Annotated in this window: 16 protein-coding genes; 14 read left to right on the top strand and 2 right to left on the bottom strand. The window is 45.1% G+C overall.

Going from position 1 to position 18626, the window contains the following annotated elements; translation table 11 throughout:
• The first annotated feature begins 7 nt into the window (after positions 1–7).
• From rseP to OCU28_RS08355, 14 genes are all read left to right on the top strand, one after another.
• A complete protein-coding gene (gene rseP / locus OCU28_RS08420) occupies positions 8–1363 on the top strand; it encodes a sigma E protease regulator RseP (protein WP_261815764.1) in 1356 nt (451 codons plus the stop codon).
• Between the two features lie 42 nt (positions 1364–1405).
• Positions 1406–3844: an outer membrane protein assembly factor BamA gene (gene bamA, locus OCU28_RS08415; protein WP_261815763.1), complete on the top strand. Its 2439-nt coding sequence runs from the start codon at positions 1406–1408 to the stop codon at positions 3842–3844.
• A gap of 17 nt (positions 3845–3861) precedes the next feature.
• A complete protein-coding gene (locus tag OCU28_RS08410; protein WP_261815762.1) occupies positions 3862–4371 on the top strand; it encodes an OmpH family outer membrane protein in 510 nt (169 codons plus the stop codon).
• Positions 4372–4377: 6 nt separating this feature from the next.
• Complete coding sequence (gene lpxD / locus OCU28_RS08405) at positions 4378–5400, top strand: UDP-3-O-(3-hydroxymyristoyl)glucosamine N-acyltransferase (RefSeq protein ID WP_261815761.1); 1023 nt, start codon at positions 4378–4380, stop codon at positions 5398–5400.
• A gap of 188 nt (positions 5401–5588) precedes the next feature.
• Positions 5589–6020 carry a 3-hydroxyacyl-ACP dehydratase FabZ gene (gene fabZ, locus OCU28_RS08400; protein WP_261817467.1) on the top strand — a complete coding sequence of 144 codons (432 nt, stop codon included), beginning with the start codon at positions 5589–5591 and terminating at the stop codon, positions 6018–6020.
• A 2-nt stretch (positions 6021–6022) separates the two neighbouring features.
• On the top strand, positions 6023–6814 hold the full coding sequence (lpxA, locus tag OCU28_RS08395; RefSeq protein ID WP_261815760.1) for an acyl-ACP--UDP-N-acetylglucosamine O-acyltransferase: 792 nt from the start codon (positions 6023–6025) through the stop codon (positions 6812–6814).
• A 71-nt stretch (positions 6815–6885) separates the two neighbouring features.
• Positions 6886–8028, top strand: coding sequence for a lipid-A-disaccharide synthase (gene lpxB / locus OCU28_RS08390; protein ID WP_261815759.1), 1143 nt, complete (start codon positions 6886–6888; stop codon positions 8026–8028).
• Positions 8029–8643: a ribonuclease HII gene (gene rnhB, locus OCU28_RS08385; protein ID WP_261815758.1), complete on the top strand. Its 615-nt coding sequence runs from the start codon at positions 8029–8031 to the stop codon at positions 8641–8643.
• Positions 8644–8660: 17 nt separating this feature from the next.
• Positions 8661–12140 carry a DNA polymerase III subunit alpha gene (dnaE, locus tag OCU28_RS08380; RefSeq protein ID WP_261815757.1) on the top strand — a complete coding sequence of 1160 codons (3480 nt, stop codon included), beginning with the start codon at positions 8661–8663 and terminating at the stop codon, positions 12138–12140.
• A 46-nt stretch (positions 12141–12186) separates the two neighbouring features.
• On the top strand, positions 12187–13146 hold the full coding sequence (accA, locus tag OCU28_RS08375) for an acetyl-CoA carboxylase carboxyl transferase subunit alpha (protein ID WP_261815756.1): 960 nt from the start codon (positions 12187–12189) through the stop codon (positions 13144–13146).
• A gap of 59 nt (positions 13147–13205) precedes the next feature.
• The gene (gene tilS, locus OCU28_RS08370) at positions 13206–14528 is read left to right on the top strand and encodes a tRNA lysidine(34) synthetase TilS (protein WP_261815755.1); all 1323 of its coding nucleotides are present in this window, start codon (positions 13206–13208) and stop codon (positions 14526–14528) included.
• A 17-nt stretch (positions 14529–14545) separates the two neighbouring features.
• Positions 14546–14854: a c-type cytochrome gene (locus OCU28_RS08365; RefSeq protein ID WP_390623769.1), complete on the top strand. Its 309-nt coding sequence runs from the start codon at positions 14546–14548 to the stop codon at positions 14852–14854.
• Between the two features lie 74 nt (positions 14855–14928).
• Positions 14929–15267: a nitrogen regulatory protein P-II gene (gene glnB, locus OCU28_RS08360; protein WP_261815753.1), complete on the top strand. Its 339-nt coding sequence runs from the start codon at positions 14929–14931 to the stop codon at positions 15265–15267.
• Between the two features lie 100 nt (positions 15268–15367).
• Positions 15368–16222 (top strand): endonuclease/exonuclease/phosphatase family protein, encoded by an 855-nt coding sequence (locus tag OCU28_RS08355; RefSeq protein ID WP_261815752.1) that lies wholly within the window; start codon positions 15368–15370, stop codon positions 16220–16222.
• 3 nt (positions 16223–16225) lie between these two features.
• Here OCU28_RS08355 and OCU28_RS08350 read toward each other — a convergent pair whose 3' ends face one another.
• Both OCU28_RS08350 and gloB read right to left on the bottom strand, forming a co-directional pair.
• Positions 16226–17806, bottom strand: a complete 1581-nt coding sequence (locus OCU28_RS08350) for a lytic transglycosylase (protein ID WP_261815751.1) — start codon at positions 17804–17806, stop codon at positions 16226–16228.
• 53 nt (positions 17807–17859) lie between these two features.
• Positions 17860–18618 carry a hydroxyacylglutathione hydrolase gene (gene gloB, locus OCU28_RS08345; RefSeq protein WP_261815750.1) on the bottom strand — a complete coding sequence of 253 codons (759 nt, stop codon included), beginning with the start codon at positions 18616–18618 and terminating at the stop codon, positions 17860–17862.
• Positions 18619–18626 lie beyond the last annotated feature (8 nt).

Genomic DNA, 18626 nt, shown 5'->3' with positions numbered 1-18626 from the left:
GGATCTTATGACTACCGTTTTATGGAATTTTGCGGCTTTTGTAGTCGCCCTAGGCATTTTAGTTGCAGTACATGAATACGGACATTTCTGGGTTGCTCGTCGTTGTGGCGTGAAGGTCCATAAATTTTCAATCGGCTTCGGTAAATCTATCTGGAATAAGATAGGTAAAGACGGCACCGAATATTCTATTTCAATTATACCTCTTGGCGGCTATGTCAAGATGCTAGATGGTCGTATCGATGAGGTCTCTGAATCAGAGAAGCATCTCGCATTTGATCATAAACCTCTTGCTCAGCGTAGTGCGATTGTGGCAGCTGGACCTATAGCCAATTTCCTATTTGCAATTCTTGCCTATTGGTTGGTGTTCTTAATTGGAATACCAGCAGTAAAGCCTGTAATTGGTGAGGTAACCCCCAATTCTATTGTCGCTCAAGCTGGAATTGAGTCTGGAATGGAACTTAAGGCGGTAAATGGCGTCAAAACCGCAGATTGGGAATCGGTTAACATGGGATTAATTGCCAAGATTGGCGATGATCACATGACTATGACCCTTGCTTCATCTGCTGAGTTAGGGGTCGAAAAACAATACACTTTAGACCTCAAGAGCTGGTCGTTTGACCCAGAAACTGAGTCAGCAATGTCAACGCTTGGCTTTAGACCGTTTTCACCTGCGGTTCATTTGACCCTTGCCAGTGTTCAAGAGGGAGGGGCTGCTTCCAAGGCGGGTTTATTGGTTGGTGATACCATTTTATCAGTAAATGACAAGTCTGTGACGCAGTGGCAAGAGTTTGCCTCAATAATCCGCGATAATCCGGAGCGCTCTTTATCTCTAGCTGTTGATAGAGATGGTGCTATAGAGCAACTCACGTTAATCCCTGAACAACGAAAGGGGCGTAATGATGACATTGGCTTTGCCGGTATTTCGCCCACATTTGATGCTTGGCCAGCTGATTATCGATTCGACCTTAGGTTTGGACCGATAGAGGCAGTTGGTAAAGCGATAGAAAAAACTAAGCAGGTAGTAGGGTTAACCTTGACCATGCTTAAAAAACTGGTTGTTGGAGACGTCGGTCTTAATAACTTGAGTGGCCCTATCTCTATTGCAAAAGGAGCGGGAGCTACTGCTGACTATGGACTGGTCTATTTCTTAGGCTTTTTAGCGCTTATCAGCATAAATTTAGGGATTATCAATCTGGTGCCACTACCGATTTTGGACGGTGGGCATCTGTTATTTTTCGCAATTGAGGCAGTGATTCGTCGTCCGGTACCTGAAAAAATCCAAGATGTGGGGTATCGAGTAGGCGGTGTGATTATTTTTGCCTTAATGTCTATTGCGATCTTGAACGATTTTATGCGTCTGTGAATTTAAACGGCAGCGTGTTTTTATAGGAAATTAGTAGTCGATATGTCGTTAAAACGTTTACTGCTTACCGGTTTACTTTTATGTAGTAGTGCTGTGCACGCTGCAGGGAACTTTGTAGTAGAAGATATAAAAATTGAAGGGCTTCAACGTGTTGCTCTTGGGGCTGCATTGCTTGAGATGCCCGTTCGTGTTGGTGATACTGTAGGAACTAAGGATGTCTCTGAAATTATCCAGTCCTTATATCAATCCGGCAACTACGAAGATGTAAAGGTATTGCGTGACGGCAATGTGCTTGTGGTGCGCGTTAAAGAGCGCCCGACCATTGCGAGCATATCCTTTTCCGGTAACAAGGCCATCGAAGAAGATCAATTGAGCCAGAACCTCAAATCCTCCGGGGTTCGAGTTGGTGAGGCGCTTGATCGCACCACGCTAAGCACTATTGAAAAAGGCCTTGAAGACTTTTATTACAGCGTTGGTAAATATAACGCTTCAGTACAAGCTGTCGTGACCCCGTTGCCGCGAAATCGCGCCGACCTAAAGTTTGTTTTTTCTGAGGGCGTGTCAGCCAAAATTCAGCAAATCAACTTTATTGGCAATGACGTGTTTACGGATAAGGAGCTACTGTCGCGCTTTAACCTAAACGTTAATGTGCCGTGGTGGAACTTCTTAGCCGATGACAAATATCAGAAACAGGTATTAGCTGGTGATCTGGAAGCACTAAAATCCTATTACCTTGACCGCGGCTACCTAAAATTCAAGGTTGATTCTAGCCAGGTGGCTATCTCCCCTGATAAGAAAGGCGTTTATATCACCTTGTTCTTAGACGAGGGTGAGCAGTATACCGTTAGCAATGTCGAGATCCGCGGCAAGCTCATTGGTAAACGTGAAGCGTTTGAAGCTATGAACCCATTTGCTAAGGGTGATGTTTATAGCGGAGCTTCGGTTACTGCTATGGAAGAATCTATTAAGCGTGAGCTTGGTGAGTCTGGGTATGCTTATCCAGAGGTTCGTACTATTCCAGAATTTAATGACGAAGATAACACGGTATCGTTAGTTGTAAACGTAGACCCTGGTGCACGTATCTACGTACGTGATATTCGTTTTATGGGTAACAACACCACTAAAGATGAGGTTTTGCGTCGTGAAATGCGTCAAATGGAAGGCGCTTGGCTTAACTCTAAGTCTTTAGAAACCGGCAAGACTCGTCTTAACCGATTGGGCTTCTTTGAAACCGTGGATGTACAAACCGCTCGTGTGCCAGGCACTACCGATCAGGTTGATGTGATTTATACGGTTAAAGAGGCAAACTCAGGCAGTGTCAACTTCGGTGTTGGCTATGGTACTGAGTCAGGTATTAGCTTCCAAGTAGGCCTGCAGCAAGATAACTTCTTAGGTTCTGGTAACCGTGTCGGCATCAACGCAATGATGAACGATTACCAAAAGAATATCAGCCTTGAGTATCGTGACCCGTATTGGAACCTTGATGGCGTAAGTCTCGGTGGTAAGGTTTTCTACAATATGTTTGAAGCCTCTGAAGCTGGTATTGTTGATTATACCAATGAGAGTTACGGCGGTTCATTGACCTGGGGTTTCCCGTTTGATGAACTAAACTTTGTCGAGCTCGGTGTTGGCTATACACACAACAGCCTATCTAACCTAGACCCGTACGTACAGATTGAGAAATTCTTACAATCGCAAGGTAGTAACTACGATGCGTTAAATAATACCCTTGATACTGACGATTTTGATATTTCTCTGACTTGGACGCGTAACAATCTAAACCGAAGTATTTTCCCTACATCGGGTAACCACCAACGTTTGACGACTAAGATTACGGTTCCAGGTTCGGATGCGCAGTACTATAAAATTCAGTACGATGCACGCCAGTACTTCCCGCTGAACAAGTCGCAATCCTTTACTCTGCTATTCCGTGGACGTTTGGGTTATGGTAATGGTTATGGACAGACGGGTGGCAATGACAACTTGTTCCCATTCTATGAGAACTTCTATGCAGGTGGTTTCAGTACCCTGCGTGGCTTTGGCTCAAACTCTGTAGGTCCACGTGCGGTTTACGATGATGCGTCAGGTTGTTCTGGTAACACAGCAGGTAACAACCCTTGCTACTCATCTACAGATGAATCAGCTGGTGGTAACGCCACTATGCTAGGTAGTATCGAGCTAATCGTACCTACACCATTTGCTAGTGAAGGGGTGCGTAGTCAAATTCGAACGAGTGTCTTCTTTGATGTGGCAAGTGTTTGGGATACTGAATTCCAAGACGTAAATATTGATAAAAACTTACCGGGTTCTGAGTATTATTATGATTATTCTGACCCATTTGCATTCCGTGGCTCTGTTGGTGCGGCACTGCAATGGATGTCTCCGATGGGACCTTTGGTCTTCTCGTTGGCAACTCCGGTGAAAATTTATGAAGGTGATGACGAAGAAGTCTTTACTTTCACCATTGGTAGAACCTTCTAAAATTAAGGATAGAAATTTTGAAAAAATTAATTAAAGCCGCTGGCTTAAGCCTAGTTGTACTGACTTCATCGTTGGTAGCACACGCAGCAGAAGCCGCACAGAAGGTTGCTTATGTGAACACAGCTCAAATCTTCCAAGAACTACCTCAGCGTGAGGCAGTACTTAAGAAGCTACAAGAAGAGTTTAAAGATCGCAGTGCTGAAATGAAGACATTAGAAGATAAAATCAAATCTAAGGCTGATAAAGCTCGCCGCGATGCATCACTGCTTGGTGACGACGGTGTTCGTCAGCTACAAATTGAGATTGCAGGTCTTCAGGCTGAATACAAATTAAAAGGGCAGTCTCTAGAGCGTGACGGTAAACGTCGTGAAGCAGAAGAGAAGCAAAAGCTATTTAAAGCAATCCAAGATGCAGTATCTAAGGTTGCTGAGCGTGAAGGCGTAGATATGGTTATCGATGCACAAGCGTTGCAATATGCTAAACCAGAATTAGATCTATCTAAAAAAGTAATCGACGAGCTTAAGTAATTAACTATGACAACAACACTGACTCTAAAACAACTCGAACAGTTAACCGGAGGCACACTACATGGTGATGCCGAGGTTAGTGTTTCTTCTGTGGCTGCGATGGATAAAGCGCAACCAGGGCAAGTGACATTTATGTCTAATCCTCGCTATAAAAAGCAGCTTAGTGAGTGTCAGGCGTCAGTGGTCATGGTTAAGCAAAGTGAGCTTGATTTGTGCAATGGCAACGTATTAGTGGTTGCAGACCCATATGTCGCATTTGCTAAAGTAGCTCAAGCACTTGATATACCTGAGTTGCCTGCGGTTGGTATCGCAACCTCTGCACATATTGCTAGCGATGCTATAGTGGGTGAAAACGTCTCGGTTGGTCCCAATGCCACTATCGAATCTGGTGCCGTAATCGGTGATGGCGCTTCTATCGGTGCGGGCGCCTATGTTGGTCGTAATGCTAAGGTAGGAGCTCAGACTCTGCTATGGGCAAATAGCACGCTTTATCATCATGTAGAAGTAGGTGAAAAGTGTGTGTTTCATTCTGGCTGTGTTATTGGCGCCGACGGCTTTGGCTATGCAAATGAACGTGGAGAGTGGATTAAGATCCCTCAAACCGGTACTGTGGTAATCGGTGATCGCGTTGAAATTGGTGCTAGTACCACTGTCGACCGAGGTGCCCTCGAAGATACAATTATCGAAAGTAACGTTATTTTAGATAACCAATTGCAAATTGGGCATAACGTTCATATCGGTTATGGCTCGTGTATTGCGGGTGGTACAGTGGTTGGTGGCAGTACTCACATCGGTAAATACTGTATCATTGGTGGTGGCGCGGCAATTTCTGGTCATCTTGAGATTACCGATGGCACTATGATCTCTGGCCGAGCGATGATTCTGAAAAGTATTACTGAGAAGGGCGTATACTCGTCCGGTATGCCTGCTCAACCGAATAGAGAATGGCGAAAGTCGGTTGCGAGATTGAATCGCTTAGAGGATATACTCCATCGATTGAATCAATTGGAGAAAAAGGTAACCCCTTAAGTGTCGCAATTCATTCCAAAGGCCTGCATAATGCAGGCCTTTTTAATCCAAACCACCTCAAGTTGCAGGTCAGAAATTTAACAATTTTTTACGGAAACGTGCACCTTGAAGTAGCTTGGGTATATAATTCCCCATAAAATAAAGCATTCTACGAAAGGAACTAAACTTTGACTTCTGAAAAAAAGACCATGGATATTACCGAGATACAATCACTTCTTCCTCATCGCTATCCTTTTTTATTAATCGATCGTGTGACGGACTTTGAAGAAGGTAAATATCTAGTTGGTTTAAAAAACGTGTCTTATAATGAGCCACAGTTTACTGGTCATTTCCCGCAATTGCCTGTGTTCCCTGGCGTTCTTATTCTTGAAGCTATGGCGCAAGCTACTGGATTGCTAGCATTCAAAACCTTCGGTGAACCAAAAGAGAACGAGCTTTATTACTTTGCGAGTGTTGATCAAGCTAAATTCAGAAAGCCGGTTACTCCTGGAGATCAGATGATTATCGAGGTAGAACTGCTGAAAAACCGTCGTGGTATCGCTATGTTTAACGGTGTTGCCAAGGTTGATGGTGAAGTAGTGTGTTCTGCTGAACTAAAATGTGCCCGTCGAGAATTCTAAATATGATTGATCCCTCTGCAACTATTCACCCTACTGCAGTTATTGAAGGCGATGTAAAAATTGGTGCTAACACCACCGTAGGACCATTTACCTATATCAGTGGCAACATTGAAATTGGTGAAAACAACGAGATTATGTCGCACGTTGTGATTAAGGGTAATACCACCATCGGTAACGGTAACCGTGTATTCTCCTTTGCTATTGTTGGTGAAGAAAACCAAGATAAAAAATATCAAGGCGAAGATACCAAGCTTATTGTTGGCGATCGAAATGTTATCCGTGAAAGCGTGCAGATGCATCGCGGTACAGTTCAAGATAAGGGGATTACACAAGTAGGTAGTGACAACCTATTCTGTGTGAATGCTCATATTGCACACGACTGTGTTATTGGTGATAACGTTATTCTTGGTAACAATGCCACCCTTGCTGGACACGTAACAGTGCAAGACTATGTCATCCTGACTGCTTTAGTACCTGTGCATCAGTTCTGTACCTTAGGTGCGCATGCCTTTATTGGTGGCGGATCAACCGTTGCTCAAGATGTACCGCCGTTTGTTATGGCGCAAGGTAACCACTGTAGTCCTATCGGTATTAACTCCGAAGGTATGAAGCGTCGTGGATTTGAAAAGCAAGATATCTTAGCAGTACGTCGTGCATTTAAAACCTTGTATCGCGCAGGACTAAGCTTTGACGAAGCGAAACAAGAAATCGCAAAAGAAGCGGAACAATATCCGGCGGTTAAGCAATTTCTTGATTATCTAAATAATGACGTAAAACGCGGTATTATTCGCTAAAATTAGATTGGTTTAGTTGATAAAAGATCGCTTTAGGGCGATCTTTTTTGTTTATCTAGGAGTGTTGTGGCATGAGTCGACCATTGCGTATTGGTATCGTGGTAGGGGAGTTATCGGGGGATACCCTCGGAGAAGGCTTAATCAAAGGAATCCAAGCCCAATATCCAGATGCAGAGTTTGTCGGGATTGGCGGGCCGAAGATGCAAGCGCTGGGCTGTAACAGCTTGTTTGAAATGGAAACCTTAGCTGTAATGGGCTTAGTTGAAGTTGTTGGCCGCCTGCGCAGTATCTTGCATGTTAAGCGCGAACTGGCTAAATACTTTAAGCAATGGCAACCGGATGTATTTATCGGTATCGATGCCCCTGACTTCAATCTGCGCTTAGAACTAGAGCTTAAACAAGCGGGACTCAAAACCGTACATTATGTCAGCCCTTCAGTTTGGGCTTGGCGGCCAAAGCGTATCTTTAAAATAGATGCAGCTACCGACCTAGTACTTGCCTTTCTTCCCTTTGAAAAAGCGTTCTATGATAAGTACAACGTTGCCTGTGAGTTTATCGGTCATACCTTGGCTGATGCTATCCCGTTGCAATCAGATAAACAACAAGCTCGAGCGCGCTTTGGTTTAGATCCGTCTCGTCGATATTTAGCCGTTTTGCCGGGCAGTCGTCGGGCTGAGGTTAAATTATTGGGGGCTGACTTTATCGGTGCGTGTCAATTGATTCATCAAACGCACCCAGATATTGGATTCATTGTTTCGGCGGTGAATCCAGTGCGTAAGGCTCAGTTTGAAGAGTTGTGGCAGCAGGTTGCCCCAGAGCTTGATTTTCAAATCATTGAAGAGAATTCGGCGCGTAATGTTATGGCGAGTGCCGACTACGTATTGTTAGCCTGTGGTACAGCGGTACTAGAGGGAATGCTGGTAAACCGTCCTATGGTGACGGCGTATAAAGTGAATAAGCTGACAGGGTTTATTGCAAAACGCATGATGCTTAATAAATACTATAGTTTGCCTAATTTACTGGCTGATGAAGAGCTAGTAGAAGAGTTCATTATGGAACAGTGTTATCCTCAAGCTTTGGCTACCGCCCTTGAGAAGATTATTGAGGGTGATAATAGCTACGTGACAGACAAGTTCACCCAGATGCATGAATGGATACGCAAAGATGCGGACAAGCAGGCTGCGGCTGCGGTATTAAGTTTGATTGGTAAGTAAATGAGTAAACCTATTTTTGAACCCTTTGTGTACCCACAAGGGTATACCCTGTTTGCTGGTGTGGATGAGGTTGGGCGAGGCCCCTTAGTTGGTGATGTCGTGACTGCGGCCGTTATCCTTGACCCGAATAATCCAATTGAAGGTTTAGGGGATTCTAAAACCCTGTCTGAGAAAAAACGACAGGCGCTATTTCCAGAGATACAGCATAAGGCGTTAGCTTGGTCTGTAGGGCGATGCTCACCACAAGAGATCGATGAGCTAAATATATTACAAGCAACGATGCTGGCGATGACACGAGCAGTTGAAGGCTTGTCTGTTACCCCTGAATTTGTACTCATTGACGGTAATCGCGTACCAAATATTGCAATGCCGGGACAGGCCGTGGTTAAAGGTGACCTACGAGTTGCTGAAATAAGTGCTGCGTCAATTATCGCCAAGGTTGTTCGAGACCAGGAGATGGTTGAACTAGATAAGCGTCACCCACAGTTTGGTTTTGCCCAACATAAAGGCTATCCAACTAAAGCGCATTTTGCGGCGATTGAGAAACATGGTGTAATAGCCGAGTATCGCAAAAGCTTCAAGCCAGTAAAGCGTGTGTTAGGTTTAATTGATTAAGAGAGTTGTAAGCACCAATGACAGAACCTAGGTTTATTCATCTACGGGTCCACAGTGACTATTCTATGGTTGACGGCTTATCCAAAGTGCCACCTTTGGTTAAGAAAGTCGCTGAGTTAGGCATGCCTGCGGTTGCCTTGACCGACTTTAGTAACCTATGTGGATTGGTCAAATTCTATAATAATGCGCATAGTAATGGTGTGAAACCCATTATCGGCGCGGATTTCAGCATGCGCTCAGCAGACTTTGCTGACGAGCTGACCACCCTTACGGTGCTTGCCACCAATAATACCGGTTATAAGAATCTAACACTCCTTATCTCTAAAGCGTATTTGCGCGGGCATGTGCAGCATCAACCGGTTATTGACAAAGAATGGCTCACTGAGTTTAGTGAAGGGCTCATCCTTCTTTCGGGCGGTAAGGATGGCGAGGTAGGACGAGCCTTGCTCAAAGGGAATCCTGCTTTAGTGAAACAGACGTTGGATTTTTACCAGCAATACTTCCCTGACCGCTTCTATTTGGAGTTGACTCGAACAGGGCGACCGGATGAAGAAAGCTATCTGCATTTTGCTTTAGAGTGCGCTGAGCAGTATGAGATTCCTGTCGTCGCCACCAATCAGGTGGTATTTCTGACAGAAGATCAATTTGATGCCCATGAAATACGGGTTGCCATCCATGATGGTTATACCCTTGAAGACCCTAAACGACCAAAAAATTACAGCGCTCAGCAGTATCTGCGTACTGAGCAAGAGATGTGTGAACTGTTTTCTGATATTCCTGAAGCATTAGAAAATAGCGTCGAGATTGCTAAGCGTTGTAATGTCACCGTGCGCTTGAATGAGTATTTCCTACCTGCATTCCCAACAGAGGGAATGGAGGAAACCGAGTTCTTGGTCATGAAGTCTCAACAAGGCCTTGAGGCCCGTTTAGAGTTTCTATTTCCAGACCCTAAGGTTCGTGAGCAGCGACGCCCTGAATATGATGAGCGCTTGCAGATTGAATTGGATGTTATCAACCAGATGGGATTCCCTGGTTACTTCCTTATCGTAATGGAGTTTATCCAGTGGTCTAAAGATAACGATATTCCGGTTGGACCAGGAAGGGGGTCAGGTGCCGGTTCGTTGGTCGCTTATGCACTTATGATCACCGACTTAGATCCCTTGGAATATGATCTGCTGTTCGAGCGGTTTTTGAACCCTGAGCGTGTATCCATGCCCGATTTCGATGTCGATTTTTGTATGGATAAGCGTGATCAGGTTATCGATCATGTTGCTGAGATGTATGGCCGTGATGCGGTATCTCAGATCATTACCTTTGGTACTATGGCGGCAAAAGCGGTTATTCGCGATGTTGGTCGAGTACTCGGGCACCCTTATGGCTTTGTAGATAGAATTTCCAAGCTCGTTCCACCCGACCCTGGTATGACGCTGGCTAAAGCATTTGATGCCGAACCGCAGTTCGGTGAGCTATATGAAGCAGATGAAGAGGTCAAAGAGCTGATTGATATGTGTCGCATCCTCGAAGGGTGTACACGAAATGCCGGTAAGCATGCCGGTGGTGTTGTTATTTCACCGACTACAATTACTGACTTTGCCCCTATTTATGCGGATTCTGAAGGGCACTTCCCAGTTACTCAATTCGATAAGAACGATGTTGAAACGGCTGGCTTGGTTAAGTTTGACTTCTTGGGGTTGCGAACCCTAACCATCATTGACTGGGCCCTTGGGTTAATAAACCCTAAGCTTGAACGTGAAGGGAAAGATCCGGTTCGAATTGAATCGATTCCTCTGCAAGATGAAGCCTCATTCCGTCTGTTACAGAACTCAGAGACAACGGCGGTATTCCAGCTTGAATCTCGCGGTATGAAAGACCTGATCAAACGCCTGCAACCGGATTGTTTTGAGGATATTATCGCTTTGGTGGCGCTGTTCCGTCCGGGTCCATTACAATCTGGGATGGTAGATAACTTTATTGACCGTAAGCACGCTCGTGAGGCGGTGTCGTATCCTGATGAAAAATGGCAGCATGAATCACTTAAGGAAACCCTAGATCCAACTTATGGCATTATCTTGTATCAAGAACAGGTAATGCAGATTGCTCAGATATTAGCGGGCTACACCCTAGGCGGCGCAGATATGCTTCGCCGAGCTATGGGTAAGAAAAAACCGGAAGAGATGGCCAAACAGCGTACTGTATTTAAAGACGGTGCGGAGAAAAATGGCGTCGATGGCGAGTTGGCAATGAAGATCTTTGACTTGGTGGAGAAGTTCGCCGGTTATGGATTTAACAAATCACACTCAGCTGCGTATGCGCTAGTTTCTTATCAAACCCTATGGCTTAAAACGCACTATCCTGCCGAGTTTATGGCTGCGGTAATGACCGCGGATATGGATAATACCGAGAAAGTGGTTGGCTTGGTTGACGAATGTCTGCGTATGGGGCTAAAGATCCTGCCTCCGGATGTCAACTCTGGCTTATACCGCTTTAATGTGGATGAGAATGGCGCTGTGGTATACGGCATCGGTGCAATCAAAGGTGTAGGTGAAGGGCCGATAGAGAGCATCACACAGGCACGTAATAGCGGTGGACATTTTAAGGATTTATTCGATTTCTGTGCTCGAATTGACCTTAAAAAATGTAACAAACGGGTCATCGAAAAACTGATTCAAGCCGGCGCACTGGATAAGCTTGGACCACATCGAGCTGCCATGATGGCATCGGTTGATGATGCCGTGCGCGCTGCGGGACAACACAATCAAGCTCAGGCATTTGGGCAGTCAGATATGTTTGGGGTATTGAACGATACCCATTCAGGTGTAGAGCAAGCCTATGCTCAGGTGCCTAATTGGCCAGAGAAGGTTTGGTTGGAAGGGGAGAGAGAAACCCTAGGTCTGTACTTGACGGGGCACCCTATTAATGAATATCGTAGAGAGTTAGCTAAATACATCAGTTGTCGTTTAAATAATGCGACCCCAACCCGACGTGACCAATCTGTTACACTTGCCGGGCTAGTTATTGCAGCTAGGGTGATGACGACCAAACGCGGAACACGCATTGGAATCATGACCTTAGACGATAGATCCGCTAGGATGGAGGTCATGCTTTTCTCGGATGTGTTAGAAAAGTATGCAGATTTTGTAGAAAGCGATAAAATTGTGGTCGTTTCTGGACAGGTCAGCTTTGATGATTTCAATGGTGGCCTTAAAATGACGGCGCGTGAGATCATGGATCTTGGGCAGGCTCGTGAAAAGTTTGCCTCTGGGCTTTCGCTTTCTATCTCAGAGTCACAAATTAATGCTCAGTTTTTTCAACGATTTGGGGAAATTCTAGAGCCGCACCGTGCGGGTACTGTGCCTGTAAGTATTTATTACCAACGAGAAGACGCAAGGGCAAAATTAAGCTTAGGTGTAGAATGGCGAGTAACGCCATCGGATATCTTGTTGGATGATTTAAAAATGCTACTTGGTCCTGACCAGGTAGAACTTGAATTTAATTGATGATGGAAACCTCCGTCATCAGCCGAAATACATGAAGGAATGCTAGATGAGTTTAAACTTTCTAGAGTTTGAAAAGCCGATTGCAGAATTGGAAGCAAAAATCGAAGCCCTACGTGACGTGAGTCGCCATGGTGATGAAGACGGACTTGATCTGAATAAAGAGATCGCATCTTTAGAGAAGAAGAGCCTAGAGCTGAAGAAGAAAATCTTTGGAGATCTAGGTGCGTGGCAGGTTGCCCAACTTGCTCGCCATCCTCAGCGCCCTTATACCTATGATTATATTGAGCATGTATTTACTGAGTTCGAAGAATTATGCGGTGATCGTGCTTATGCTGATGACAAAGCGATTGTTGGCGGTATTGCTCGTATTGATGGACGTCCAGTTATGGTTATTGGCCATCAAAAGGGTCGTGAGACCAAAGAAAAAGTAATACGCAATTTTGGTATGCCAAAGCCTGAAGGATACCGTAAAGCCTTACGCCTTATGCAATTGGCTGAGCGCTTTAAGATGCCAGTTATTACCTTCATCGATACCGCTGGTGCATACCCAGGTCTTGGTGCTGAAGAACGCGGTCAATCAGAAGCCATTGCACAAAACCTTAAAGTTATGGCTGGATTGACGGTACCGGTTATCTGTAACGTAGTCGGTGAAGGCGGCTCTGGTGGAGCATTAGCTATCGGTGTTGGTGACTTCGTCAACATGTTAGAATATTCGACTTATTCGGTTATCTCTCCTGAGGGCTGTGCTTCCATTTTATGGCGTGACTCAGATAAAGCCCCACAAGCAGCTGAAGCTATGGGCCTTATTGCGCCACGCCTAAAAGAGCTTGGTTTAATCGATGAGATCATTACTGAACCACTTGGTGGTGCGCATCGTGACCATATTGCTACAGCCGAGAATGTTAAGTCGACCCTCATTGCTCAGCTTGCTGAATTGGAAGGTAAAGATAACGATCAGCTACTTGAGCGTCGTTATGATCGCTTAATGAGCTACGGTTACTGCTAAGATTAACGCTATTATCCTAGAAGCGAGCCTTGGCTCGCTTTTTTTGTTTAAGGGTTTTCATGACTGAGTTGCTATCGTCTTTGAGTGGCCTGCTACAGGCACATCAATCCCCTGCATCCAAACTGGTTCTCGCCTTGAGTGGAGGATTAGACTCGCGTCTGCTACTACATACTTTATTTGAATATAGGCAACAACACCCCGATACGGTTATTGAGGTGGTACATGTTCATCATGGATTGAGTGTACATGCTGACCACTGGGCCCGTGAGTGTCAACGTTGGTGTCATGAGTATCAGCTTACCTTACATATTGAGTATGCGGCGTTGGACTTAGACTCAAATCAAAGCCTTGAAGCTCAGGCAAGGGAAGCTCGATACGGCTTGCTTGCGCGACATCTAGCGCCACACGACCTGTTATTAACCGCGCAACACGCTGATGATCAATTGGAAACATTACTATTGGCATTAAAGCGTGGCAGTGGTCCTGCAGGGCTAGCGGCTATGGGGGAGGTCAGTGATTTTAATGGTGCTTACTTACTGCGACCGTTTTTAGGCTTTACTCGGCAATACTTGGAACAATGCGCAGCGCAACTGCAATTGGAATGGGTTGAAGATGAAAGTAATCAAAATCAAGATTTTGATCGAAACTTCTTACGCCATGAAATTGTGCCTAAACTGGCCCAGCGTTGGCCTCATATTCAAGCCGCAGCCGTGCGTAGTGCTGGGCTGTGCTATGAGCAACAGAGCCTGCTACAAAGCTTAATCGATGAGAAGTATCAAACCTTAGTCGATTTAAATCAAAGCTTAGATTGTCAGCAGCTTATTGGTTATGAATCTGCGCTGCAAAATCAATTGCTGCGCATGTGGCTCAAGCAATTAAAGCAGGTGATGCCTTCACAAAAACAGTTACGCCTTATTGTAACGGAAGTTATGGGGGCAAAGAGCGATGCGAATCCAAAACTGGTACTGGGTGAAAACAGCGTCCATCGTTATCAAAATCGACTTTACCTCGTTGCTAATTGCGCAGTAAATAAACAGTGGTCACAACCGCTTGGGTTTGGAGAGGCGATGCCGCTGCCTTGTCGCTTAGGTACGGTCGAGTTAACTCATACTGATGACAGAGGCATGCAGCTACGCTCTCCTCTAAAAAATGAGCTTGTTTCAGTGGTATTTCTCGACAGTGTCAAGGGGGCTATTTTGCACCCAGAGGGACGACTGGGTAGCAGAAAGCTAAAAAAACTGTTTCAGGAGTATCAAATTCCGCCATGGAAACGAACCTTTATACCCATTTTGATGTATAACCAACAGGTAGTCGCTGTAGGAAATTTATTTGTTTGTAAAGAATTTTCAGGAGATGACTGTCGTTTCTATTGGGATAATTAAAGTGTGAAAGGTGAATGATGAAAAAGTCTCTATTTATTGCAGTTATGGCTTGTATGGTTGGCTTTTCTGCGAATGCAGCAGATATCGCAGCAGGTAAGGCTCGCGCTGCAATTTGCGGTGCTTGTCATGGCGCGGATGGAGTAGCTCTTATCGATGGTTACCCAAACCTTGCAGGTCAGAACGAAAAATATTTGGTGTCATCAATGAAGGCCTATAAGAGTAAACAAAGAACCGGTGGCCTAGCCCCTGTAATGGTCGCTCAAGCTTCATTACTAAGTGATGATGATATTGCAAATCTTGCAGCTTATTACGCATCTTTGAAGTAAAAGCATATAGCATTTTTGTTTAAAAATAGTATAAAATTCAAGTACACACATACTTGTAGAGTTAGGGAATAACCATGAAAAAAATCGAAGCGATCATCAAACCATTTAAACTTGATGATGTGCGTGAGGCACTAGCAGATGTCGGTATCACAGGTATGACAGTATCTGAAGTTAAAGGCTTTGGGCGTCAAAAAGGCCATACCGAGCTGTATCGCGGAGCAGAATACATGGTCGATTTTCTTCCAAAAGTAAAGCTTGAGATAGTGGTCTCTGAAGAAATGGCTCCACAATGTATTGATACCATAGTCGATACTGCTCAAACGGGTAAAATTGGTGATGGTAAGATTTTTGTCACTGATGTTGAACGCGTGGTACGTATTCGTACAGGCGAAGAAGACGAAGACGCAATCTAAGTCGTTTTATTGATAGTGTATTTATAAGCCCTCGCATTTCGCGAGGGCTTTTTGTTTGTGTTAGATTTAGATCATCTTGATTGAATAGGGCTTGTTGGTTATGCGCTTTACTCGCGTTTTTGGCGCGCTGCTAGTGTTGGCTGCTGGTGGTGTATTGAGCTTTAATTTTCTGTTTAAAGTCCCTAATGCCGACACTGTCGTTGTGACTGATGGTGTGGCTGATAGACAACAAACTAGTGTTCAATGTCGACAATTTTCTGCTCCGCAACCCTTAGATAACCATGGGGATATTAAGGTGTTAGTGTGGAATATCTATAAGCAGAACAAGCCGGGATGGAGGCATGAACTTGATTCTTACCTGCCTCATATTCAGCTGGGCTTACTGCAAGAAGTCAGTATGTCGGATGAATTTAAACAGTGGCTCTATCATGCTGATTGGGTAGGACAGCAAGCAACTGCATTTGAGGCATTTGATGCCACTGCGGGAGTGTTTAATTTGGCGCATGTCTACCCAACAAGCATTTGTGCTCAATTGGCCAATGAGCCTTGGTTGCGACTTCCTAAATCGGCCTTATTTGCAACCTACCTATTGTCTGATGGTGCAACCTTAGGTGTTGGCAACTTACATGGTATCAATTTTACATTGGGAACCCACGACTATGCGCAGCAACTGGCAAAGCTAACCGATAAGCTAGGGCAGCATATAGGACCGGTTATCCTTGGCGGAGACTTTAATTCTTGGAATAGTGAGCGGCTACAAGCGCTTAGACAAGCGATGGTAAGTGCGGGGCTATCAGAGGTGGTTTATACGCCGGATAGGCGCACCCGTTTCTTGGATGGGCAGGTGTTAGATCATATTTTTTATCGAGGCCTAAAGCTAGATAAAGCAGAGGCGTCAACTAGTGACGCCTCAGATCATAACCCTTTGACCGCTAAATTTAGCCTAATCGAATAGGATTTATACGCTTACCTTGGTTACATCAACATAGAGCTTGAGCTTTTGTCCCGGTTTTAGGTATTTCGATTTTTCAAGGTTGTTCCATTTGATCACATCAGTGGAGCTCACCTTGAAGCGATTCGCGATAATACTGATATTGTCACCGCTGCGAACCTGGTAATAGACAGTGCGGATTACCGCGCCTTGCTTACCTTTCTTCCATACCACAAGGTGCTGACCTACGCGTAATGTATCTTTAGGGGCCATGCCGTTCCACTTAGCTAACGATTGCACCGATACATCGTGTTTTTTAGCTATAGTCCAGAAGCTTTCACCAGATGCTACGGTATGCGTTACCTTATAGTCACCACGCGCCCGAGACTGGGTTTGTTTTAGACGGTTGTCGGCGCTAAGAGCGTAAGCATTGGCTTTTTGAGATGAGGTTGGTACGAGAATGAAGTGGCCTGCTCTCAGTGCTGATGAGTCCATGTTATTGGCGGTTTTTATCGCATCCATGGTGGTATTGTGTGATTTGGCTATCTGACTCAAGGTGTCACCAGATTGAACCTTGTAGCGAGTTACCTTAATGCCTTTGCCTTTATTTTTCTTGGCCTGTTCTTCAAAGCGCGATTTTTTATCAATAGGTATCAATAGATGGTATGGACCATTTGGTGCGGTTGCCCATTGATTATAACCAGGATTATAGCTTTGTAGCTCACGTACAGAGATGCCAGCATAGTGCGCAGCAATGCCTAGGTCGAGTTGCTCTTTAGGGTCAACACTTACTAATACAGGCTTGTTCTCAATGGGTGGGATTTCAACGCCATATTTCTCTTGATTTGCAATGATATCGGCTAATGCCATTAGCTTTGGTACATAACCGCTGGTTTCTTTAGGAAGCTGCAATGAAAAGAAATCAGTCGGTTTGCCTAGGCGGCGGTTTTTGCGTACTGCACTGCTCACACGTCCACTACCACTGTTATAAGACGCGATCGCATGATTCCAATTTCCATCAAAGCGGCGCCCAAGGTAGGTCAAATAATCCAAAGCGGCATCGGTAGCTGCTTCCACGTCTCGGCGACCGTCATACCAATAGGTTTGTTGCAGGCCGTACATCTTGCCTGTGCCTGGAATAAACTGCCATAGACCAGCGGCGCTACCATGAGAATAAGCAAACGCATCGAATGAGCTTTCAACAATCGGTAGTAGTGCCAGTTCCATCGGCAAACCTCGCTCTTCTATCTTCTCTGTAATGAGATATAGGAACGGTTGTGCACGCTTGGATACCGTACGAAGATGGCTAGGGTGTTTTAGGTACCAGTTGCGGTAGTAGTCAACTTTCTGTTGATCGGCAACCGGCAGCTTTAATTGCATACCGATGCGCTTCCATACATCGTCCTGCTCTTGAGGGGTTAACTCTTTTACCGGCTCGGGCTCAGGAGTAACTTCCTCCTCAACTGGAACGACTACCTGAGCGTTATCCGTGGGTTGGCTCACATCATTACTAGAGCGCGGCGATTCGCTCTCTGTGGTTTGGGGAGTCTGTGCCACTTGGCACCCAGTTAGTAATAATGCCAGTACCCAACAGTGCTTAAGTCTCATTGATGTGCCTTGTAACCCTAGTAATCGCGGAAAATTCGCCAGAGTGTATACAATTAGAAGTGATCTTTCCATTTTCGTAGTGCGCTAAATACGCCACAGGGGGTGAGATCCTCTGTTTTATTGCGTATGCCATCGATAATTTCAGGCTCTGTGACGCGTAAAAATGGATTTATGTTCTTTTCTGTCCCTATCGTGGTTGGAAGTGTGGGTTTTTGCTGAGCTCGGAGGTGATTTACGGTATCTCTATATTTTTGTAACTCAGTATTTCCAGGCTCAACAGCAAGGGCAAATGCCAGGTTGCTAGCGGTATATTCATGGGCACAAAAGACCTTGGTTTGCTCCGGCAGTTTTTGCAGTTTTTGTAGTGATTCCCACATCTGTTCAGCGCTGCCTTCAAAGATACGTCCACATCCAGCTGAAAAAAGAACGTCACCGCAAAAAAGCTTATCATCGCCTAGGTAGGCAATATGCCCTAGGGTATGACCTGGCAGGTCAAGGACATCGAGCGTTGTACCCAACACTTCAACGGTATCGCCTTGTGCTACTGACTGTGAGAGACCTGCTACAGCATCGTTTTTAGGGCCTACGATTTTTATATGTTTATAAGCACGCTTTAACGCCGCAACCCCTCCAATATGGTCAGGGTGATGGTGAGTGACAAGGACCTGAGTGAGTGTTAGCTGGTGCGATTGCAGATACTCGATAACTGGCTGGTGGTCGCCAGGATCAACAACTGCACACTGACCTTGGTTATTGTGAATTAGCCAGATGTAATTGTCGTTGAATGCAGGTATGCTTTTTACTACTAACATTAACAATG

This window comes from Vibrio gallicus, from assembly GCF_024346875.1.
GTDB classification, from domain to species: domain Bacteria; phylum Pseudomonadota; class Gammaproteobacteria; order Enterobacterales; family Vibrionaceae; genus Vibrio; species Vibrio gallicus.
The sequence above is the reverse complement of the archived record's forward strand: the minus strand, read 5'-3'. Positions and strand labels throughout refer to the sequence as shown.